Source organism: Rhizobium sp. SJZ105 (assembly GCF_007828365.1).
GTDB classification, from domain to species: Bacteria; Pseudomonadota; Alphaproteobacteria; order Rhizobiales; family Rhizobiaceae; genus Agrobacterium; species Agrobacterium tumefaciens.
In genome coordinates this window covers 993,510-1,014,328 of the sequence record NZ_VIUP01000001.1, presented here as the reverse complement: position 1 = coordinate 1,014,328, position 20,819 = coordinate 993,510, and the positions used below count along the sequence as shown (strand labels likewise).

The 20,819-nt window shown below is 59.4% G+C and carries 22 protein-coding genes; 13 read left to right on the top strand and 9 right to left on the bottom strand.

Annotated elements, in window-relative coordinates:
- Nucleotides 1-104: 104 nt before the first annotated feature.
- Nucleotides 105-377, top strand: coding sequence for a Ni(II)/Co(II)-sensing transcriptional repressor DmeR (dmeR, locus tag FB593_RS05100; protein WP_003494395.1), 273 nt, complete (start codon nucleotides 105-107; stop codon nucleotides 375-377).
- A 79-nt stretch (nucleotides 378-456) separates the two neighbouring features.
- Entirely contained in the window at nucleotides 457-1,467 is a 1,011-nt protein-coding gene (gene dmeF / locus FB593_RS05095) for a CDF family Co(II)/Ni(II) efflux transporter DmeF (protein ID WP_025592771.1), read from the top strand.
- Nucleotides 1,468-1,477: 10 nt separating this feature from the next.
- On the opposite strand, the gene FB593_RS05090 is transcribed toward dmeF, so the two are convergent.
- From FB593_RS05090 to FB593_RS05065, 5 genes are all read right to left on the bottom strand, one after another.
- Entirely contained in the window at nucleotides 1,478-1,759 is a 282-nt protein-coding gene (locus tag FB593_RS05090) for a hypothetical protein (RefSeq protein WP_003511987.1), read from the bottom strand.
- A 366-nt stretch (nucleotides 1,760-2,125) separates the two neighbouring features.
- Nucleotides 2,126-3,232, bottom strand: coding sequence for a quaternary amine ABC transporter ATP-binding protein (locus FB593_RS05085; RefSeq protein ID WP_145166366.1), 1,107 nt, complete (start codon nucleotides 3,230-3,232; stop codon nucleotides 2,126-2,128).
- Nucleotides 3,225-4,133 (bottom strand): ABC transporter permease, encoded by a 909-nt coding sequence (locus tag FB593_RS05080; RefSeq protein ID WP_003511991.1) that lies wholly within the window; start codon nucleotides 4,131-4,133, stop codon nucleotides 3,225-3,227. Before FB593_RS05080 ends, FB593_RS05085 begins: the two co-directional genes overlap by 8 nt.
- Before the next feature lie 264 nt (nucleotides 4,134-4,397).
- A complete protein-coding gene (locus tag FB593_RS05075) occupies nucleotides 4,398-5,408 on the bottom strand; it encodes an ABC transporter substrate-binding protein (protein WP_145166365.1) in 1,011 nt (336 codons plus the stop codon).
- A 495-nt stretch (nucleotides 5,409-5,903) separates the two neighbouring features.
- The gene (locus FB593_RS05065) at nucleotides 5,904-8,003 is read right to left on the bottom strand and encodes a S9 family peptidase (protein ID WP_145166364.1); all 2,100 of its coding nucleotides are present in this window, start codon (nucleotides 8,001-8,003) and stop codon (nucleotides 5,904-5,906) included.
- A gap of 223 nt (nucleotides 8,004-8,226) precedes the next feature.
- On the opposite strand from FB593_RS05065, the gene FB593_RS05060 reads away from it, so the two are divergent.
- The 4 genes from FB593_RS05060 (at nucleotide 8,227) to FB593_RS05045 (ending at nucleotide 11,613) form a co-directional block, all read left to right on the top strand.
- Nucleotides 8,227-8,628, top strand: a complete 402-nt coding sequence (locus FB593_RS05060) for a DUF930 domain-containing protein (RefSeq protein WP_003511997.1) — start codon at nucleotides 8,227-8,229, stop codon at nucleotides 8,626-8,628.
- Nucleotides 8,629-8,733: 105 nt separating this feature from the next.
- Nucleotides 8,734-9,642 carry a dihydrodipicolinate synthase family protein gene (locus tag FB593_RS05055; protein ID WP_003511998.1) on the top strand — a complete coding sequence of 303 codons (909 nt, stop codon included), beginning with the start codon at nucleotides 8,734-8,736 and terminating at the stop codon, nucleotides 9,640-9,642.
- Nucleotides 9,643-9,694: 52 nt separating this feature from the next.
- Nucleotides 9,695-10,420: a polysaccharide deacetylase family protein gene (locus tag FB593_RS05050; RefSeq protein WP_019564112.1), complete on the top strand. Its 726-nt coding sequence runs from the start codon at nucleotides 9,695-9,697 to the stop codon at nucleotides 10,418-10,420.
- 116 nt (nucleotides 10,421-10,536) lie between these two features.
- Nucleotides 10,537-11,613: a bifunctional transcriptional activator/DNA repair enzyme AdaA gene (locus tag FB593_RS05045; protein WP_065688112.1), complete on the top strand. Its 1,077-nt coding sequence runs from the start codon at nucleotides 10,537-10,539 to the stop codon at nucleotides 11,611-11,613.
- Between the two features lie 7 nt (nucleotides 11,614-11,620).
- Here FB593_RS05045 and FB593_RS05040 read toward each other — a convergent pair whose 3' ends face one another.
- Complete coding sequence (locus tag FB593_RS05040) at nucleotides 11,621-12,805, bottom strand: AI-2E family transporter (RefSeq protein ID WP_013635695.1); 1,185 nt, start codon at nucleotides 12,803-12,805, stop codon at nucleotides 11,621-11,623.
- 83 nt (nucleotides 12,806-12,888) lie between these two features.
- Nucleotides 12,889-13,749: a VOC family protein gene (locus FB593_RS05035; protein ID WP_112289658.1), complete on the bottom strand. Its 861-nt coding sequence runs from the start codon at nucleotides 13,747-13,749 to the stop codon at nucleotides 12,889-12,891.
- Between the two features lie 272 nt (nucleotides 13,750-14,021).
- Between FB593_RS05035 and FB593_RS05025 the strand changes: the two genes are divergently transcribed.
- From FB593_RS05025 to FB593_RS05010, 4 genes are all read left to right on the top strand, one after another.
- A complete protein-coding gene (locus tag FB593_RS05025) occupies nucleotides 14,022-14,432 on the top strand; it encodes a universal stress protein (RefSeq protein ID WP_003512003.1) in 411 nt (136 codons plus the stop codon).
- A gap of 61 nt (nucleotides 14,433-14,493) precedes the next feature.
- A complete protein-coding gene (locus FB593_RS05020; protein WP_003512004.1) occupies nucleotides 14,494-14,814 on the top strand; it encodes a TraR/DksA family transcriptional regulator in 321 nt (106 codons plus the stop codon).
- A gap of 187 nt (nucleotides 14,815-15,001) precedes the next feature.
- On the top strand, nucleotides 15,002-15,670 hold the full coding sequence (trhA, locus tag FB593_RS05015; protein WP_003512005.1) for a PAQR family membrane homeostasis protein TrhA: 669 nt from the start codon (nucleotides 15,002-15,004) through the stop codon (nucleotides 15,668-15,670).
- A 108-nt stretch (nucleotides 15,671-15,778) separates the two neighbouring features.
- Nucleotides 15,779-16,276 (top strand): GNAT family N-acetyltransferase, encoded by a 498-nt coding sequence (locus tag FB593_RS05010; RefSeq protein ID WP_065688114.1) that lies wholly within the window; start codon nucleotides 15,779-15,781, stop codon nucleotides 16,274-16,276.
- A gap of 20 nt (nucleotides 16,277-16,296) precedes the next feature.
- Here FB593_RS05010 and FB593_RS05005 read toward each other — a convergent pair whose 3' ends face one another.
- Together FB593_RS05005 and msrB are read right to left on the bottom strand one after the other, a co-directional pair.
- A complete protein-coding gene (locus tag FB593_RS05005) occupies nucleotides 16,297-16,923 on the bottom strand; it encodes a LysE family translocator (protein ID WP_065688115.1) in 627 nt (208 codons plus the stop codon).
- 116 nt (nucleotides 16,924-17,039) lie between these two features.
- Nucleotides 17,040-17,447, bottom strand: coding sequence for a peptide-methionine (R)-S-oxide reductase MsrB (gene msrB, locus FB593_RS05000; protein ID WP_003512009.1), 408 nt, complete (start codon nucleotides 17,445-17,447; stop codon nucleotides 17,040-17,042).
- Between the two features lie 205 nt (nucleotides 17,448-17,652).
- On the opposite strand from msrB, the gene FB593_RS04995 reads away from it, so the two are divergent.
- From FB593_RS04995 to FB593_RS04985, 3 genes are read left to right on the top strand one after another with little or no spacing between them, the layout of a single operon-like run.
- Entirely contained in the window at nucleotides 17,653-20,022 is a 2,370-nt protein-coding gene (locus tag FB593_RS04995; RefSeq protein ID WP_145166362.1) for a putative monovalent cation/H+ antiporter subunit A, read from the top strand.
- Nucleotides 20,019-20,438 (top strand): Na(+)/H(+) antiporter subunit B, encoded by a 420-nt coding sequence (locus tag FB593_RS04990; protein ID WP_003512013.1) that lies wholly within the window; start codon nucleotides 20,019-20,021, stop codon nucleotides 20,436-20,438. Before FB593_RS04995 ends, FB593_RS04990 begins: the two co-directional genes overlap by 4 nt.
- Nucleotides 20,438-20,815, top strand: coding sequence for a Na+/H+ antiporter subunit C (locus FB593_RS04985; protein WP_003509263.1), 378 nt, complete (start codon nucleotides 20,438-20,440; stop codon nucleotides 20,813-20,815). Before FB593_RS04990 ends, FB593_RS04985 begins: the two co-directional genes overlap by 1 nt.
- Nucleotides 20,816-20,819 lie beyond the last annotated feature (4 nt).

Below are 20,819 nucleotides of genomic sequence, written 5' to 3'. Positions count from 1 at the left end.
GGGTATTTTTAGGGGTCGAAACATTCGCGAAGGTTGCGTCGCGCAGGGCTTGAACCAAAAAACATCGCAATATAGTATACCCCCCTATAGTATATGAGGTACTCATGTCCCATACGATCCGCAACAAGGAGAAGCTTCTCGCTCGCATCCGTCGCCTCAAGGGGCAGATGGAGGCGGTGGAGCGTGCCCTGGACGATTCCAAGCCCTGCGGCGAGGTGCTGCAATTGCTGGCCTCGGTGCGCGGTGCGCTTTCCGGCCTGACGGGGGAGGTGATGCAGGAACATCTGCATGAGCACGTCGTGCACGCCGAAAATGAAGACGAGCGGGCGCGTGCGGCGGAAGAGCTGGCCCAGGTGCTGAAGACCTACATCCGCTAACCTCTCTCCCAAAAGTGTCCGCGGCTTTGGGAAAAGATGCGTGAAACAGAATATTCCAGGATCGAACAGGATTAGCGACATGACGACGACATCCGAATTTTCCGCAGCGTCCGGCCACGACCATGTTTTCCTAGGCCGGAACCATGAGCGCAATGAAAAGCGCGTGTGGATGGTGATTGCGCTGACCACAGTCATGATGGTGGCGGAGATCGTCGCCGGCCACTGGTTCGGTTCCATGGCGCTGACGGCGGATGGCTGGCACATGTCCACCCATGCGGGCGCAATGCTCATCTCGGCGCTGGCCTATCTATATGCCCGGCGCGAGGCGCGCAATCCGCGCTTCACCTTCGGCACCGGCAAGTTCGGTGATCTCGCCGGTTTTGCCAGCGCCATCGTGCTGGCGGTGGTGGCGCTGCTCATCGCCGTCGAAAGTGCGATGCGGCTTTTCAATCCTGTTCAGATCGACTTCAATCAGGCGATCCTCGTCGCCGTCATCGGTCTTATCGTCAATCTCGTCAGCGCCGTGCTGTTGAAGGATGACCACGATCACGGCCATGGCCATGGTCACGCACATGGTTCGCATGCCCATCACGGCCATGGCAGCCACGCCCATCACGATCACGGCTCGCACGCGCATCACGGCGAGCACGGAGCGAAGGGCGGCAGGGACAATAATCTGCGCGCAGCCTATCTGCATGTACTCGCCGATGCGCTGACTTCCGTTCTCGCCATTGTCGCGCTGCTGCTCGGCAAGTGGAACGGCTGGTCCTTCCTCGATCCGTTGATGGGTATTGTCGGCGGTGTGGTGATTGCCCGCTGGTCATGGGGACTCATTCGCTCCACGGCAACGACGCTGGTTGATGCAGTTCCGCTGACGGAGGACTTGCCGCAGGAAATCCGTGAAAGCGTGGAAACGGAAGAAGATCGCATCACCGACCTGCACGTCTGGCAGGTGGGGCCGGGGCATCACGCCGCCATTGTCGCCATCCACTCGCAGGTGCCGAAGGCACCGGCTTTCTACAAGCAGAAGCTTGCAGCCATACATGAACTCTCACATGTAACGGTGGAGGTCAGCCCGGCAAGGGCCTGATCGGAATCATCTATTCGTATTCGGAATAGGCGCTGCGCACCCATTCGGCCTGCGCTTCTGCCTTGTCCTCGGCGGAGGTCGCAGCCTGCGTGTGGGCCGGCGCGCTGCCATTGCCGACGGCCCACAGCACGTTGGCCAGCGAACGGGAAAGAACGGTGCTGGAAACGGTCGGGTTGCCGGGGCCGCGTTTAACGGCCTGTTCCTCGGGCGCGCTCTGCGCGCTGCCGGGTTTTTCGATGTCGCGGACACGAGCCTGATAATTGTATCCGCCAATATTGCTTTCGATCTGCATGCCAGTGATTCCGCGTTCAAAAGTTAACAAATGGTTAACGGCGGCGGCTTGCCCGAAGCTTGCGCTTGCTGCATTGCAATGTCGTTCCCGGCTTGACACGTGGCAAAGGGGTGCTTCGTTTTTGCATGGTTGGATGGGAAGGCGGGCATTGCCGGCCTTGCCCACACTTCGCGTCGTGCTCGCCATGGCGACCCTGTTGTGCCGCTCAAACTCTGGCGCCAAACACCCCACTCCCGTCATACCGGCTCTAGGCCGGTATGACGAAAGAGCGTTTTGACGCTGCCAGGCAGCTCCGATGTCTTTTGCGCAGCGGGGCTGGGGCTGTTTCGGTCCTCTGAAAGAAAGGCAAATCCTGTTGGTGCCGGATTACGCAGTTTCCTTTTCCACAGGCGCCGCCGGTTCCGGGATTTTTTCCGCTTCCTCCACGACTGCCACCCCGGCCTCCGTCTCCTGAGGTGCCGGCGTGACCATCGCCGCCACCAGCGTGTCGAGGCCGATGGCGCCGACTGGCTTGCCGTCTTCATCCACCACATGGGCGCTGGTTTCGTTCGCCTCCGACATATCGCGGGCGATGGTTTCCAGTGTCGCGTTTTCCGGCACCGACATGCCCTCGGGTTTCGCCGTCAGCGGTTCCATCACGGTGGTCGCCTGAAGCACGCGGCTGCGGTTGACGTCGCGCACGAAGTCGGTGACGTAACCATCCGCAGGGGAAAGGATGATGCTCTGGCCGTCGCCCTGCTGCACCACTTCGCCGTCTTTCAGAATGGCAATGTGGTCGCCGAGCCGCAAAGCCTCATCCAGATCGTGAGTGATGAACACCACAGTCTTTTTCAGCTCCTGCTGAAGGTCCAGCAGCATCGTCTGCATATCGACACGGATCAGCGGATCGAGAGCCGAATAGGCCTCGTCCATCAGGAGAATATCGGCATCGTTGGCAAGCGCACGGGCAAGGCCGACGCGCTGCTGCATACCGCCGGAAAGCTGGTTCGGATAATAATCCTCATAGCCGGCAAGACCGACACGATCCAGCCAGTAACGGCCTTTCTCTTCGCTGTCTTTGCGTGGCACGCCCTGAATATCGAGGCCATAGACGCTGTTTTCCAGCACGGTGCGGTGCGGCAGGAGGCCGAATTTCTGGAACACCATCGCCGTTTTGTGACGGCGGAATTTCCGCAGCGCCGAAGTGCTCATGCCGCAAATGTCCTCGCCGTCGTAGAGAACCTCACCTGCGGTCGGGTCGATCAGCCGGTTGATGTGGCGGATCAGCGTCGACTTGCCGGAACCGGAAAGCCCCATGACCACGGTGATCTTGCCGCCCGGCATGGTGATGTTGATGTTGTTGAGGCCAAGCACATGGTTGTGTTTGTCGTTCAGCTCGACCTTGTCCATGCCTGATCGCACCGCTTCGAGGTACTTCTCGGGATGCTTGCCGAAGATCTTGTAAAGATTCCTGATTTCGATGCTTTTAGCCATGGGAGACCTCGCGGTATTTCTGCAGGCGCTTGCCGAAAGCCTGGCTTGCCCGGTCGAACATGATGGCGATGGCGACCAGAGCGAAACCGTTCAGGAAGCCCACCGTGAAAAACTGGTTGTTGATGGCCTGCAGCACATTCTTGCCGAGACCGCCGACGCCGACCATGGAGGCGACGACGACCATGGCGAGTGCCATCATGATGGTCTGGTTGATGCCGGTCATGATGGTGGGCAACGCCAGCGGCAGCTGCACATTGAACAGCTTCTGGCCGTTGGAGGAGCCGAAGGCATCGGCGGCTTCCAGCACTTCCCGGTCTACCAGGCGGATGCCGAGGCTGGTCAGGCGGATGACGGGTGGAATGGCGTAGATCACCACTGCGATCAGGCCCGGTACCTTGCCGATGCCGAAAATCACCACCACGGGGATCAGATAAACGAAGCTTGGCAGGGTCTGCATCACGTCGAGCACGGGATTGATAATACGCTGCAACCGTTCGGAGCGTCCCATCAAAATGCCGAGCGGCAGGCCGATGACGATGGCGATCAGCGTGGCGATGGCGACGATGGAAAGCGTCGTCATGGCGTCGCGCCAGAGGCCGACTGCACCGATCATGAGCAGGGAGATGGCCGTGCCACCGGTGATCTTGAAGCTGCGCCCGGCCAGATGCACGATCGCCAGAATGACCAGCATGGTGACGATCCACGGGGTCTGGATGAACAGCCGCTCCGAGGAGTTGAGAAAGAGCTGCAGCGGATGCACGATCACATCGATCGCATCGCCGTAATTGCGCACGATATCGCGAAAACCGTCATCGATGGTCTTGCGTGCCACACGCATCGTGCCGTTATCGATGGCCGGAAACTTGCACAGCATATCCGGCAGATAGTTACAGAGGGCCATTATTGTTGTTTTCCCTTTGGGTTTTGGGGGATGAGAGGGACAATGGAGTCGCTGGAGCGTGCGGGCACCCCCCTCTGTCCTGCCGGACATCTCCCCCTCAAGGGGGGAGATCGGCAAGACGCGCCACATCGCTTCATCCGCTAGGTTGGAGTGGAGCGAGGCCTTGCCGCAGGTCGATCTCCCCCCTTGAGGGGGAGATGTCCGGCAGGGCAGAGGGGGGTAAGCTACGGATACAAACCCAAGCTTTTCCCTCCTGCGGATGCGTTACATCGAAGCCTTGATCTTCTCCGCCACCTCGGGCGAAACCCACTTCGTCCAGATATCCTCGTTGTTCTCGAGGAAATATTCCGCGCCGTCTTCGTTGGTGCCCTGGTTTTCATCCATCCAGGCAAGAACCTTGGCGACGGTCTCGTTGTCCCACTGCCGCTTGCGGATATAGTCGATGGAAGGACCGGCCTTCTCGGCGAAGTCCTTGGTGACAACAGTGAATACCTCTGCCACCGGATAGGCGTTTGGCTTGGGATCGGCGCAATCAGGCTTGGCGATGCAATTGTCGTAGGCCTCGCGGTCGAGTGCCACGCCATCGTCCAGTTTCACCATGTCGTACTTGCCAAGAATGGCCGTCGGGGACCAGTAATAGCCGAGCCAGCCCTGCTTTTTCTCATAGGCATTGGAGATCGAGCCATCGAGGCCTGCAGCGGAGCCGGTATCGATCAGGGCGAAGCCCTTCTCATCGGCCTTGCGTGCCTTGAACAGGTTGGCGGTCGTTGGCTGGCAGCCCCAGCCCGGCGGGCAGCCAAACACGGCACCCTTGCTGGCGTCTTCCGGCGCGGGGAAAAGCTCGGGATGCTTGAGTGCGTCCTCAACTGTCTTGATATCAGGGTGTTCGTCGGCGAGATATTTGGGAATCCACCAGCCTTCAACGCCACCTTCACTCAGGATTTTGCTTTCCTGGACCAGGTTGCCCTTCTTGACGGCGTCCTCATAGGGGGCGCCAAGGGTATTCACCCACATTTCGGGCGCCATATCCGGCTGGCCCTTTTCATTCATGGAGGTGAATGTGGGAGTGGTGTCGCCGCTAATGACGTTGACCGTGCAATCATAGCCGTTTTCCATGATGAACTTGTCGACGTAAGCCGCAACACCGGCGGACGCCCAGTTCATTTCGGCGATGGTGACGCTGCCGCATGTTTCTGCGGCGTTGGCGGAATTTGCTGCACCGGCAGCGATGGTAAAGCCCGTTACGAGAATGGTCGAGGCCAGGAGTTTCTTCATGGGAGACCTCCAAGTCTGATGCAGTGTTTTCAGTTGGCAAAGCGGGAGCACTGCAAAGCCCGGATTGCCAAGGGCGAACTGACATGGCGCATGAAAAAGCCGAAAAAATCCGGCGATAAGATTATCCGCAAGACGTGCTGCAGGATTGCCGCGAGAAAGGCGGCGAAAAGGCGCATGAATATGTCAACGGCCCGGATAATACGGCCGAAAAGTGATATTGCAATGCGAAATGGCGCAACGCAGCCATGCGTTCGATTTCCGGAACATTTTTTCCGGTGACGTAATACATGAGAATTATTTGCGTTTGCGGAAGATATATTATGAGTTGCAGCAACTGGAAATAAAAATTTAATGTCTATAAAGATGTTATTTAAATAAAAGATGCGTATGATAATTTGTGGAAAAAATATTCAATAACGAGATTTTTGCAGGTATTTTCGTCCAAAATAAGATCGGGCGACGATTGGATCGCCGCCCGTTTCTGCATTCAGCGTGTCAGACGGTGTCCTTGCCCGCCACCTTCAGTGCGAAGGCATATTCGAAGGCAATTTCTTCCAGCCGCTGGAAACGGCCCGACTTGCCTCCATGGCCAGCCGCCATGTTGGTCTTGAGCAGGATCGGGGCTTCCCCCGTCGTCTTTTCGCGCAGTTTCGCCACCCATTTGGTCGGTTCCCAATAGGTCACGCGCGGGTCGGTGAGGCCGGAAAGCGCAAGCAGCGGCGGATAGGGCTTTTCCCCGACATTGTCATAGGGGCTGTAGGCGGCGATCCACTGATATTCCTCTTCCGATTCCAGCGGATTACCCCATTCCGGCCATTCCGGCGGGGTTAGCGGCAGCGTGTCATCAAGCATGGTCGTCAGCACGTCCACGAAGGGAACCGCAGCGATGATGCCGGCAAATTTTTCCGGGGCCATGTTGGCGACGGCGCCCATCAGCATTCCCCCTGCCGAACCGCCTTCCGCGATAATGCGATCGTAGGAGGTAAAGCCTTCCTTGACCAGATGATCGGCAGCCGCGATGAAATCCTTAAACGTGTTCTCTTTGTCTTTCATCTTGCCGGTTTCATACCACTCGAAACCCTTGTCCTTGCCGCCGCGAATGTGGGCGATGGCATAGATGAAGCCACGGTCTGCCAAAGACAGCGTTGTGGTGGAGAAGGAAGCGGGAATGGTGATGCCATAGGCGCCGTAGCCATAAAGCAGGCAGGGGGCCGAACCGTCGAGCGCTACATCCTTGCGGTAAAGCAGCGAGACGGGCACCAACTCGCCGTCATGGGCAGGCGCCATGATGCGGCGGGTAATGTAATCGTCGGGATTATGGCCGGAAGGCACTTCCTGCGTTTTCAGCAGCGTGCGGTCGCGCGTCACCATATTGTAGTCGAACAACTGGCTCGGCGTCGTCATCGAGGAGTAGGAGAAGCGGATGACATCGGTGTCGTATTCTGCAGCGCCATGCAGGCCAAGCGAATAGGCTTCCTCGGCAAAGGCGATGGAATGTTCCTCGCCCGTGCGGCGATCGCGGATAACGATGCGCGGCAGGCCGTCGCGGCGCTCCAGCCAGATCAGATGGCGGGCATAGGCATCGACGGAGAGAATGAGGCGACCCGGCTCATGCGGCACGACCTCCTTCCAGTTTTCCTTGCCCGGCGCGGTCACGGGCGCTTCCATGATGCGGAAATCCTTGGCATCGCCGTCATTGGTGAGGATGTAGAAGACATCGCCGCCTTCGCACATCGAATATTCGATACCTTCCTCGCGCTCCGCAACCACGACAGGCTCGGCCATCAGGTCCTTGGTGGAAAGAATGCGGTATTCGCTGGTCTCATGGTCGTGAATGTCGATGAAGATGAAGTCGTCGAGCACGGACGCGCCAACGCCCATGAAGAAGCCCGGGTCCTTTTCCTCATAGACCAGCCTGTCGGCCGACTGCGGCTCGCCGATGATGTGGTGGAAGACCTTCGAGGGGCGGTGGTTTTCGTCCTGTAGCGTATAGAAGAAGCTCTTGCCGTCAGGCGCCCATGCCCCGCCGCCGCCGGTATTTTCCACGACATCGGCAAGGTCTTCACCGGTTTCGAGATTACGGATGCGCAGCGTGAAATATTCCGAACCCTTGTCGTCATAACCCCAGATGCCGTGACTGTGATCGGAAGACTGGTCGAGGCCGGCAAGACGGAAATAATCCTTGCCTTCAGCTTCCCTGTCGCCATCAAGCAGCACGTGCTTTTCGCCGCCATCACGCGGGGTGCGGAAATAATGCGGCTGCTCGCCGCCGGTCACGAACAGCGTGCCATAGGCATAGGGCCCGTCATTGACCGGAACAGAGGAATCATCCTGCTTGATACGGCCTTTCATCTCCTCGAACAGCTTTGCCTGAAGCGCCTTGGTGTCGCCCATTGCGGCTTCCATATAGGCGTTCTCGGCCTCCAGATGGGCGCGGATGGCTGGGTCGAGCAGGGTAGGGTCCTTGAACATGGCCTGCCAGTTATCGGCCCGGAACCATGCGTAGTCATCGGTGCGGGTAATGCCGTGATGCGTATCCTGGACGGGCCGTTTTTCGGCGGTCGGGGCTGCGGGCAGGTTCTTGAAAATCGGCAAGGGAAACTCGCTTTCGTATGAAAAATGCGTGGGCGGCACCCAAGATGTAGAGTGCCCCTCACCACCGATCAAGTTTCAAATCTCCACAGGTGAAATGAGGCTTGGGCACAATTTCGTCAGTTTTCGATCACATTTTGGCAATATCCGGCAAATCAGCGATGATACGCGCCTGCCACCGGCCTGCCGTGCATCGATAAGAACAAACGAAAACTGACAGGATCCCATGCGAAAGTTTCTTCCCGCTGCTCTTTCTGCGTTTTTCCTTGCCTTGCAGGCATCTACACCCGCTTTCGCAATAGACGCCAACGTCATGCGGCAGCTGAACGTGCTCGCCCCCGAGGAGCGTCTGGAGCAGCGTTGCGACATAGAGGCGATGGAGCGGATCGCGACGGAGCAGAAGGGCATGAAGCCGGATAAGGTCATTGCCTATACCTTCGGTGATCCCGAGGTTGGCAAGAATTCGATAAAGGCGTCGGGTGCAGTCTTCAGAAGCGCCGGTGAATGGTACAAGCTCAAATACAAGTGCCAGCTGAAAAGCGACAGCCTCTCCATCCAGTCCTTCGATTACCGTGTCGGCGACAAGATTCCCGAAGAGCAGTGGAAGAAGTTGTATCTTTATGACTGATCGGGGAATTCTTCGTCCGCGGTCGCCGGTTTAAACCCCGCTTTTCTTGCCGCCCTGCCAATGGCTCTGTAACGCTGTCCTTCGATCGAATTGAGGGGCGAGAACATGGCGAAGCAATTCAAGGGACTTTCGGCTTTTCCGATCACGCCCGCTGACGAGGCCGGGCAGGTGGATAGTCAAGCCTTTTCCGCCCTCGTCGAGCGGCTGGATGCGGCGGAGGTCGATTCCATCGGTATTCTCGGCAGCACCGGAACCTATATGTATCTGTCGCGTGCCGAGAGGCGGCGCGCGGTCGAGGCAGCCCATGCCGTCCTCAAGGGCAGGCGCACATTGATGGCAGGCGTCGGCGCATTGCGTACCGATGAGGCCGTGGCGCTGGCGAAGGATGCCGAAGCTGCCGGTGCCGATGCGCTGCTTCTGGCACCCGTTTCCTATACGCCGCTGACTCAGGAAGAGGCCTATCACCATTTCGCCGCCGTCGCCGGCGCAACCGATTTGCCGCTCGCCATCTACAACAACCCGACGACGACGCGATTCTCCTTCAGCGATGAGCTTCTGGTCAGGCTCGCCTATATTCCGAATATCCGCGCCATAAAGATGCCGCTGCCGGCCGATTCCGACTATGCGGGAGAGCTTGCGCGGCTGCGGCCGAAACTGACGGATGATTTCGCCATCGGTTACAGCGGCGACTGGGGATGTGCGGAAGCAACGCTTGCCGGTGGCGATGCCTGGTACAGCGTCGTTGCGGGCCTGCTGCCGGTTCCGGCATTGCGGTTGATGCGCGCCGCGCAGGCCGGGGATGCGGAGGAGACGCGCAGGCTCGATCTGGCCTTCCAGCCGCTTTGGGCGCTCTTCAAGGAATTCGGCAGTATCCGCGTGATCTACGCCGCCGCCAATGCTTTGTCGGTAACGGCATGCGAGCCGCCCCGGCCAATCCTGTCGCTCACCAGCGCGGAGCGCCAGCGGGTGGAAGAGGTGCTGAACGCTCTGTCAACGCTGGAAGCCGCGCCATAATTCGGGCGTTTTGCAGGCGGATTGCCACATCTTACCCTTCGGAAACTGAAAAATGCTGCGTAGCCTGCCCTTTGCCGCTCTCTTCCTGTCGCTCTCCACTGCCGCCTTCGCGGGGACGGGTCTCGTCGAGCCGACGCTGAAAATGACGCCGAGGCATGACGGCAGGGTGCGGGTGGCGATGACTCTGGACGCCTGCATGGGCAAGACCGACCATCGCATTCTCGATACGCTGGTGCAGGAAAAGATACCGGCGACGATCTTTGTCACTGCCCGCTGGCTGAAGCACAATAGCGAAGCGCTTGCCGTAATGATGGCGCATCCGGATCTGTTCGAGATTGAAAACCACGGCGAAAACCATGTGCCAGCGGTGGATAAGCCCGTTGCCATCTACGGCATTGCCGCTGCCGGTTCGGAAGCGGCAGTCGAGCAGGAGGTCGAGGGCGGCAGGCAGGCAATTGTCGCCATGACCGGTCTTCAACCGCAATGGTTTCGCGGTGCGACGGCGAAATACACCACCTCGTCCATGGCCACCATCAACAGGCTCGGCATGCGGGTGGCGGGTTATTCCGTCAATGGCGATGGCGGCTCGCTTCTGGGCGCGGCCGCCACGGCAAAGCACATCGCTTCGGCCAGGGACGGCGACGTCATCATCTCCCACATCAACCAGCCTACCCACGAAGCGGGTGAGGGCGTGGTGAGGGGCCTTCTGGCGCTGAAGGCGCGCGGCGTGGTGTTCACAAGGCTGGACGACCCGTCGTTTACGCCGCCGGGTAATTGAGCGCGGCGGCTCTCTCCTCATTCCTGTAACAAGCACGGGAACGAGGGAAATGAGCATCCCACATCCACGCCCGTTTTTCGGCGGCATACCGCTCAAATTTGCGCTAGCATCCTCCCATGCTGTTCAAACGCCCCAACACCGAAACCCTATATTCCGCCCTTGTTAACAAGGACCCCGCCTATGAGGGCGTGGCCTATGTGTGCGTGACCTCGACGAAGATTTTCTGTCGCTTTACCTGTACGGCGCGAAAGCCGAAGATCGAAAACTGCCGCTTTCGCGAAACCATCGCCGAATGTCTGGAAGCTGGCTTCCGCCCCTGCAAGCGCTGCAAGCCGATGCTTTCCTATGGCACGGCGGATGAAACCGTCACCGTACTTCTGACGGCACTGGAAAACGAACCGGCGCGGCGCTGGCGTGAGGAGGATGTGGTGGCGATGGGCCATGACCCTTCTACCGTGCGCCGCACCTTCAAACGCCGTTTCGGCATGAGTTTTCTGGAAATCGCAAGGTTGCGGCGGCTGGGAGATGCGGCGACAAGCCTCGCATCAGGAGAGGCCGTGATCGGCGCGCAGATCGATGCCGGATATGAATCCGGCAGCGGTTTCCGCTCGGCCATCAACCAGTTCTTCGGCACCTCTCCCGCCGCCATGAAGGGCAAGGGGTTTCTGAAGGGCGACTGGATCGACACGCCGATCGGTCCGATGCTGGTGGTTGCCGATGATCACGCCCTGCATCTTCTAGAATTTGCCGACCGTCCAGCGCTTCCGGCCGAATTGAAGCGGCTGAAGGCCCGCACCGGCGCGGATATGGTGCTGGGCAGGACGCCGGTCACCGGCCAGATCGCAGCAGAACTCGCGGCCTATTTCGCCGGGCACTCGGCTGACTTCGAAACCCGGCTTGCCGGACACGGCACACCCTTCGAGCGCGATGTCTGGCACGCATTGCGGGAGATACCGGCGGGAGAGATCGTCAGCTATTCTTCGCTTGCGACGTCGATGCAACGGCCATCCGCCGTGCGTGCCGTCGCCCGCGCCAATGGCGCCAACCAGATTGCCATCGTCGTTCCCTGCCACCGGGTGCTGGGCGCAGATGGCAGCCTGACCGGGTATGGCGGTGGGCTGTGGCGCAAGAAATGGCTGATCGAGCACGAGCGGCGCATGGCCGATAAGCTCCGCATCCCTCTCGCCTCCTGACCGGCCTTCAGGCCGGCAGGTTTGGAACGATGCGGCGTGAAGGAAACAGCTCGCGCGTTACTGTCATGGCGATCAGCGACAGCGGCAGTGCCAGCATGGCGCCCGCAGCACCCCACATCCACGTCCAGAAGATGATCATCACGAAGACGAGGAAGGGGTTGATCTCCATATTGCGGCCCACCACTGCCGGAAAGGCCAGGTTTTCCATCAACAGGTGAATGGTGAAGAAGATCGCGGATGGCAGCAATGCCAGCACCATGTTGTCATGCGTGATGATGCCTGCCACCGCCAGCGACACCGTCATGGCGGTGATGCCGAGAAACGGCACGAAGCTGGAGAGGAAGGCGAAGAGCCCCCACAGAAGCGGCATGGCCAGCCCGCCGAAATAGGCGATCGCCACCATCGTCACGCCCAGCGCCGCATAGATCAGCGCTGCCGTGGCAAAATAGGTGCCGAGCACTTCTTCCACCGAAGCGATGATGCGAATGGCCCTCAGCCGCTGGTGCCGGGCCGGAAACGCCATGATGATCGCCTTGCGCAGCCGCAGGCGGCTGTAGAGGAACATCAAAAGCGCGGCGAGGAAGATCATGCCCTGAACGACTGCGGGGGTGACGTTGGAACCGAGCAGGGAAATTATCTCGCCGCTGCGCGAAATCAGCGACTCCATTGAAATCGACCCCATGCTGAAGGTCGCTGCCGAAATGTTCAGCCATCGAATGCTTTGAAGATAGGGCAGGAAGCGGTCCATACTGCGTTCGATCAGCGCTGGTCCTTCGGAGGCGAGCTGCGACAACGGGTCGATCAGCGAATTGATCACGAAAAACATGACGGCCGCGACAAGGCCGGAGAGAATGACCGCCACACCGGCACCGGGAATGCCATAGGAACTGAGCTTTTCCGCCGCGATGCCGAGGATCATGCCCACGACAATCGCCAGCACCACCGGTATGAGGATCAGAGACAATTCATGAATGACCGCCATCATGACGACAAGAAAAATGCCGATCACCGACCATGCAACGGCCACATCGAGCGCTTCTCGGCCAAGCGGTTGCTGGCTGCGCGCGTCGTCACGGTGCGAGCCGGACGCCAGACCCTCGAAAGGGTCGGCCCTCGTCGACGGAGCGTTTGCGGCGCGCCGCCCGATATTGCCCAATATGCCGGTATTTTCCGGCCTGGCATTCTCATTCATCGAACTGTCCCCCAATAAGACATCAAACGTTCGAAAAATGAGGCGGTTCCGGAGCTGCAAAAATTTCTGCCGCCCCGTGGTCTTTACGCGGAAAGCTTCAGGCCTATGCCCCACGGATCTTTGAGAACAACACCGTCGCTCTGTCGTTCCGTAGCTATTTCCAGCCGGTCGAGAGCGGCGATTGCAGTATCGAGCGCCGCACTGTCGTTGAACTTCAGCGAGTAGCCCGAAAGGCCCGTCATGTTGTCCTTGCGGGCCGTGGCGCCGCGGCTGTTCCAGATATTGGCGGCCACATGGTGATGATAAGCGCCCGAGCCGAAGAAGCTGGCACCCGGATAACGCGCCATGATCTTCAACCCCAGCACATCCTGATAAAACTCATCTGCCTGCGGAATATTGCCGACCTGCAGATGCATGTGGCCGATGGCCGTTCCATCGGCAGCGCCCTCGAACGCCGTTTTCGGCGCACTGTCATACAGCGCCTGTAGGTCGAGGCGGAGCGTGGCCATCTCCACCGTGCCGTCCTGCTGGTAGGTCCATTCCGACGGCGACCGGTCGCGATAGACCTCGATGCCGTTGCCTTCGGGGTCGGCCAGATAGATCGCTTCACTCACCAGATGGTCGGATGCGCCCTGAAGCTGGATATTGTTGTGCGCGGCATGGGCCAGCCAATGGGCCAGATCCTCGCGGCGCGGCATCAGGAAGGCGGTGTGGAACAGGCCTGCGGCATTGCGCGGCGCGCGTTCAACTGTGCCGGAGGTGGAAAGTGTGAGCAGCGGCTGGCCGTTGACACCAAGAACCTCGCCGCTCGGGCTTTTTTCGATGACGGAGAGGCCGATGATTTTCTGGTAGAATTCCGAAATGCGCGGCAGATCGTGAACGACAAGATGAGCCTGACCGACATAAGCCGGCCGCGTCAGGGCGAATTGTTTGATTTCACTCATCATAATCTCCATATTGAATCCGGCGTGCTGACGACGCGGACTTGCGCGTCTGCATCAGCCGACGCCGCTTTGCGGCGTTCATTTGTGGTGAATATGGGCGGGTTTTGTCGTTCAGCAAAGATCGCCATCTGGCGATTGACCGTCCACTATTCGTTGACAATGCCCCTGTTGCTGCTCCGACGCGGCTTTGACTTCAATCAAGGCGAAGGGCGCATCGGCAGGGAAATGTGAGCCCGACACGTGAACGGCAGATTACGCCAAAGGAGATAGCCATGTACAAGAAAATCATCGTACCGGTAGACCTCAGCGCCATCGACAAGGGAGAGAAGATTCTCGCCAAGGCCAGGGCGCTGCTGGATGCCGATGGCGAGATCGTCCTCATCAATGTGGTTGAGGAACTGCCCGGCTATATGGCGATCGACCTGCCGGTAGACCTCATCGAAAATGCCATCAAGGATGCCAAGACGAAACTTGCGGATATTCAGGCGAAGGCCGGCTTCAAGGGCAAGCACGAAATCAGAAGCGGCGCGCCGGCGCGTGAAATCATTGCCGCTGCCGAAGAGCACAAGGCCGATCTCATCATCATCGCATCGCATATGCCTGACTTTACCAATTATTTCATCGGAGCCACCGCCGACCGCGTGGTGCGCCATGCCAAGTGCTCGGTGCTGATTGACAGGTAAAGTGAGTTGAAATCTTGGGGTTGCGGGCGATTTTCGCCCGCACCGGCTGGAGGAGAAGACCATGAATGTCGAAAGTTACGAGAAAATCCTGCGCGACCGCCAGCGCGAGCTTTACAGCCGCCTGCACAAAATCGAGGCGGATTTCGAAGAGCCGCGCAACCCCGATGACGACGATCGCGCCGCTGAACGCAGCAATGACGAGGTGCTGGATGAAATTGGGCAGGTGGGCCAGGACGAGCTGCGCGCCATCGACGCCGCACTGGACCGCATCGCGAACGGTACCTACGGCACCTGCGTCAAATGCGGCAAGAAAATTTCGGAAGACCGCCTGAAAGCCGTGCCCTATACGCCGTTCTGCCAGGAATGCGCTGCGGCCTTGTGAGGGCGCTCCTTTTCCCTCCTCATTCCTGTGACAAGCGCAGGAATGAGGGAAACGGCGAGGCCGCCACTCAACCTCTCCTTTCGCAACAGCCCGGAACGCAATTTGATCGCCGTTAACCGGCTGCTGTCTTGTTCCTGTCTAATATTGCCGTCATGCTTGGCCACAAGCAGGCAAACGGGAATGGACTATGAGTAACGTGTGGCGGTTTGGTCGCCAGTATGATTTTCACGAGATTGTCGCCGATGGTATCGTCCACGGCGTGGGTATCGTTTTTGCGCTGGTGGGCGCCACGGCGCTGATTTTTTACGCGACCGTCTGGGGCAGCCTCAGCGCCATCGCGGCCGCCTGGATTTACGGACTCGGCCTTGTCGCCTGCCTTTCCGTGTCCTTCACCTATAATATCTGGCCGCATTCCAACGTAAAATGGTTCCTGCGCCGGCTGGACCACTCGGCGATCTTCATCCTGATCGCCGCCACCTACACGCCGTTCCTGATGCGCGGTATCCACGAGCCGCTGATTGCCACCATGCTGGGGCTGATCTGGCTTGCCGCCATCTGCGGCATCTTGCTCAAATGCCTGTTTCCCGGCCGTTACGACCGGGTCGCCATAGGCCTTTATCTCGCCATGGGCTGGAGCGGCATCATGGTGGTGCAGCCACTCTCGACGCATCTGGCCCCCGTCACGCTCTGGCTGATTGTCGCTGGCGGTGTCATCTATTCGCTCGGCGTGGTCTTCCATGTCTGGGAAAAGCTGCGATTCCAGAACGCCATTTGGCACGGTTTCGTCGTTGCCGCCGCCGTTGTCCACTATTTTGCCGTGGTCACTTCCTTCAGCCTCGTTCCCATGTCTTCCTGAGCTAGAGAGCACTGGACAGCCATCCGCGTCATCGCCTAATGCTCGCCTGAAGGTCGTGCCCCGGAACGTTGGGGGCGCAATGCAGACAAGTAATGAGGGCGAACGATAATGAGTTTGGAACTGCGCGATGCCACCGTGGAAGATCTTTCCGGCATCATGGAGATTTACAACGACGCGGTCCTGAACACGACGGCGATCTGGAACGAAGTGCTGGTCGATCTGGAAAACCGCAAGGAATGGTTTTCCGCCCGCAAGTCACGCGGCTTTCCTGTGATCGTCGCGATTCTTGACGGCAAGGTTGCAGGCTACGCTTCCTATGGCGACTGGCGCGCCTTCGACGGCTATCGCCACACCCGCGAACATTCGGTTTATGTCCACAAGGACGCGCGCGGCCACGGCATCGGCAAGCGGCTGATGCAGGCGCTCATCGACCACGCCTCCGGCAACGATGTGCATGTGCTGATCGCCGCGATCGAATCGGAAAACGCCGCCTCCATCCGCCTGCACGAAAGCCTCGGTTTCACCGTTGCCGGCCGGTTTTCGGAAGTGGGCACCAAGTTTGGCCGCTGGCTGGACCTGACCTGCATGGAGCTTAAATTGAACTAGTACGCGGGCCGGGATTTCTCTCAGGCGGGGCGCCGGGCGAAGGCCAGCATGACGCCGAAAGCCATCATCATCGATCCGCTGATCCGGTTGACGCGCTTCAGGGCGCGCGCATTGCGCATAAGACCGGACAGTCGCGAACCGACAAAGGCATAAACGGTGATCGCCACCACCTCGAGCAGCAGGAAAATTGCCCCGAGCGTGGCGAAGCTCTGCCAATAGGCGTCCTGCTGGATGAATTGCGGGAAAAAGGCCGTGAAGATCAGGATGGCCTTCGGATTGCCGGAGGCGACAAAAAACTCCTGCCGCAGATAGGTCTTGAGAATATTTCCGTTGTCCGAGGAGATATCGGGAGCGGTGACATCCGCCCTTGAGCGGATGAGCTTGAAGCCGATCCACAGCAGGTAGAGAACGCCGATCCATTTGATCAGCGAAAACATCATTTCGGAAGCCATCAAAAGTGCGCCGAGGCCCAAAGCGGCGATCGCGATCATGCCCGCAAACGCAACCAGCCGGCCGCTCGCGGCCATCACTGCCGTTGCCATGCCGTATCGCGCACCAACCGTCATCGACAGGAGATTGTTGGGCCCGAACGCCATGTTCAGGGCAAAGCAGGCGGGAATGAATATGAGGATGGTTTCGAGCGCCATGATGGTGATCCGGAAGGAGTGAGATCGCGATAATCTCACTCTCCGGTCCGGCTGTCGAGACGGTCATTTTCTTCGCAAGAACGGCCGGAAGGCAACCGGCCGTTACCTGTCTCTCATCAGATGGGTTCGAACACCATCGAATGGCCGTTGATGCAATAACGCAGGCCGGTGGGCGGTGGGCCGTCCGGGAAGACGTGGCCGAGGTGGCCGCCGCAATTGGCGCAGCGGATTTCGGTGCGCACCATGCCAAGCGTCGCATCGCGATGTTCCGTCACCGCACCCGGTTTCACCGGTTCGAAATAGCTCGGCCAGCCGCAACCTGCATCGAATTTGGTATCGGAGAGGAACAGCGGCTCGTCGCAGGCGGCGCAGCGATAGAGGCCTTTCTGGAACGTGTCCCAGTAGGGACCGGTAAATGGGCGCTCGGTGCCGTGTTCACGCAGGATGCGGTATTGCTCCGGCGTCAGCTGCTCGCGCCAGTCGGCATCGCTCTTGTTCACTTTCGGGGATGTCAGATCGCTCATGGAATGATCCTTTCTGTTCCTGCCAGAAATAGGCATCGGCGCTGCAGATTGAAAGAGGGCAGCTGTCATAACGAGTACGTTATGGGCAGGTATGAGAGTCGATTTGGGTTGAGATGGCGGTGTCTATGCCTTAACTGAAAAATACGATTTGAAAAGAACGCCATTCATGGGCGTACAGGGGTAGGGGAAGCCCTGGGAGATGTGAATGACATCAGATGTCACGCAGCTGACATTCCTGTCGCTGTTTTTGCCGTTTCTGGCAGCGCTTGCCGCACCGATGCTGGTGAAAAGATTAGGTCACAATGCCGTCTGGATATTGGCGATCGCGCCCGCGCTGGCTTTTGTCCACTTCGCACTGATGCTGCCGCAGGTGGCGGCTGGCGGCGTGGTCACGGGCGGTTACGTCTGGGTTCCAAGTTTCAACCTCAGCTTTTCGTGGTTCATCGACGGCCTGTCGCTGACCTTTGCACTTCTGATCACCGGTATCGGTCTGCTGATCGTGCTTTATGCCGGCGGTTACATGAAGGGGCATCCGCAGCAGGGCCGCTTCCTGTCTTTCCTGCTTCTGTTCATGGGCGCGATGCTGGGCGTCGTGGTTTCGGACAGCCTGTTGATGCTATTCGTTTATTGGGAACTGACCTCGATAACCTCGTTCCTGCTGATCGGATTCGACCATGCGCGCCCGGCCGCACGCCGTGCCGCCTTGCAGGCGCTGGTGGTAACGGGCGGCGGCGGTCTGCTGCTGCTCGCCGGGTTGATCTTCATCTGGGACATGAGCGGCATGACGCAATTGTCCATGCTGGTGCGTGGCGGCGATATATTACGCGACAGCCCGTTCTATCTGGCTGCGCTGCTGCTGGTTCTCGGCGGCGCGTTCACCAAATCGGCGCAGTTCCCGTTCCATTTCTGGCTTCCCAACGCGATGGAGGCACCGACACCGGTTTCGGCCTATCTGCACTCGGCAACCATGGTGAAGGCCGGCGTCTATCTTCTGATGCGCCTCAACCCCGTTCTCGGCGATACCGCTGCCTGGCAGATCCTGCTGCCGTTCTTCGGCGGGTTGACCATGCTGACCGGCGCGCTGCTGGCCGTGCGCCAGACCGACCTGAAGCTGATGCTGGCCTATACCACCATGTCCTCGCTCGGTCTGCTGGTGATGCTGACCGGCTTCGGCTCGGACCACGCGATCGAGGCGGCTGTGCTTTATCTGGTGGCGCATTCGCTTTTCAAGGGCGCACTGTTCATGGTTGCCGGCATCATCGACCACGAGACCGGAACCCGCGATGTGACGAAGCTCGGCGGCTTGCGAAAGGCCATGCCGATGACCTTTGCGGCAGCGCTGGCAGCGGCCATCTCCATGGCCGGCCTGCCGCCCTTCTTCGGCTTTCTCGCCAAGGAAGAGATTTATTATGCGCTGGCGCATGGCAATCCGCGTGCCGTGCTGTTCACCGGCATCGCCATTCTCGGCAATGCGCTGATGTTTGCCGTCGCTTTTGCCGTGGCGCTGAAACCTTTCCTCGGCAAGCCCGTGAAAACCCCGAAACACGCGCATGAGGGACCACTGCTGCTGTGGCTCGGCCCGGCGCTGCTGGCGATAAAGGGGCTGACCATCGCTCTCTTCGCTGGCCTTTCGCATTTTTACATTTCGACGCCGATGGCAAGCGCGATCGCGGGTGAGGCGCGCCCGGTGGAAATCTCGCTCATTCCCCATATCGGCGTGCCGCTCGGCCTGTCGCTGCTGACCATCGCGCTCGGCATCGTCCTCTGTATGCAGCTTTCCGCCGTTCGCGGCCTGATGGTGCGCACCTTCAAGGCGCTGGGTGCAGGGCCGGACAGGGGCTTCGATGTTTTCATCGAAACGCTGGTCAAAATCTCGTTCCATGTTGTCAGGCTTATCCAGCCCGGCAGGCTGGAATTTTACGTCACCGCCACTTTCGCCGTCATTGCCGTCGTGCTGCTTGCGCCGCTGTTTCTCTATGGCGAACTGCCGTCCATGCCGGCGTGGCCGCACGACATTAAAATCCATGAGCTGACCTTCATTGGCATCGCGGTTGCGGGCCTTGTCGCTGTGCTCACGGCGTCCAGCCGGCTTACGGCCATCATCGCGCTCGGCATTCAGGGGTTTGCGGTGGCGGTCATCTTCCTGCTGTTCGGCGCGCCCGATCTGTCGTTTACGCAATTCATGGTCGAAACCCTCTCCGTGGTCATTCTGACGCTGGTCATGACAAGGCTTCGCCTGTCGCCGTCAGACCACCGCGGCCCTGGCCAGAAGCTTCTGGACAGCACCATCGCCATTGCCTGCGGAACCGGCTTTGCCCTGTTCCTGATGCGGGCGACGGAAGCGTCGTTCGATAATCGCCTCACCGATTTCTACAACACCTATTCCAAGGTCATCGCCCACGGGGCGAATGTGGTGAATGTCATCATCGTCGATTTCCGCGGCACGGATACGCTGGGCGAGATTGCGGTGGTGATGATAACAGGCCTGGCCATTCTCGCGCTCATCCGCATCCGCCCGGCTGCTGCCATCAAGGGACCAGCAAAAATAGCGAAGAAGAAGGGAGCGCGGGCTTGAACACGCTTATCCTGCGCACCGTCGCCCCCGTGGTCACCAGCCTCATGGTGCTGTTTTCCATCTTTGTATTGCTGCGCGGCCATAACGAGCCGGGCGGCGGTTTCATCGGCGGGTTGATCGCGGTCTCGGCGCTGGCGATCTACGGCATCGCTTATGGTGTGGCCGCAGTCCGGCGCGCCATCGTGTACCATCCGCTGTCCATTGCCGGCGCGGGGCTGCTGTTGGCGATGTTGTCTGGTCTCGTCTCGATTGCAGCCGGCGTGCCCTTCATGACCGGGCTGTGGGTCTATCCGAGCCTGCTCGGTGTGGAAGTGCCACTCTCCACCGTCATGTCCTTCGATATCGGCGTTTATCTCGTCGTGGTCGGTGCCATCACCTCCATTGCGCTGGCTCTGGAAGAAAGGGATAGCGACTGATGGAAGCTGTTTTCTCCATTCTCGTCGGCATCTTCTTTTCGGTGGCGATCTATCTCATGCTCTCGCGCCACAGCATCCGCATGCTGCTCGGCATCGCCATTCTCGGCAACGCAGTCAACCTCCTGCTGTTCACGGCGGGAAGGCTGACGCGCGAAGTGCCGCCGATCATTCCGCCCGGCATGGACACGCTGCCGGCGGGTGCCGCCAATCCGCTGCCGCAGGCGCTTATCCTCACGGCAATCGTCATTTCCTTTTCCTTCTTCTGTTTCCTGCTGGTGCTGACCTGGCGCGCGTTCCAGGAATTGCAGACCGACGACACCGACGAAATGCGCACCGCAGAACCGGCAGGCGAGCCTTTGCCGCCGCTCGGTTATTGAGCGG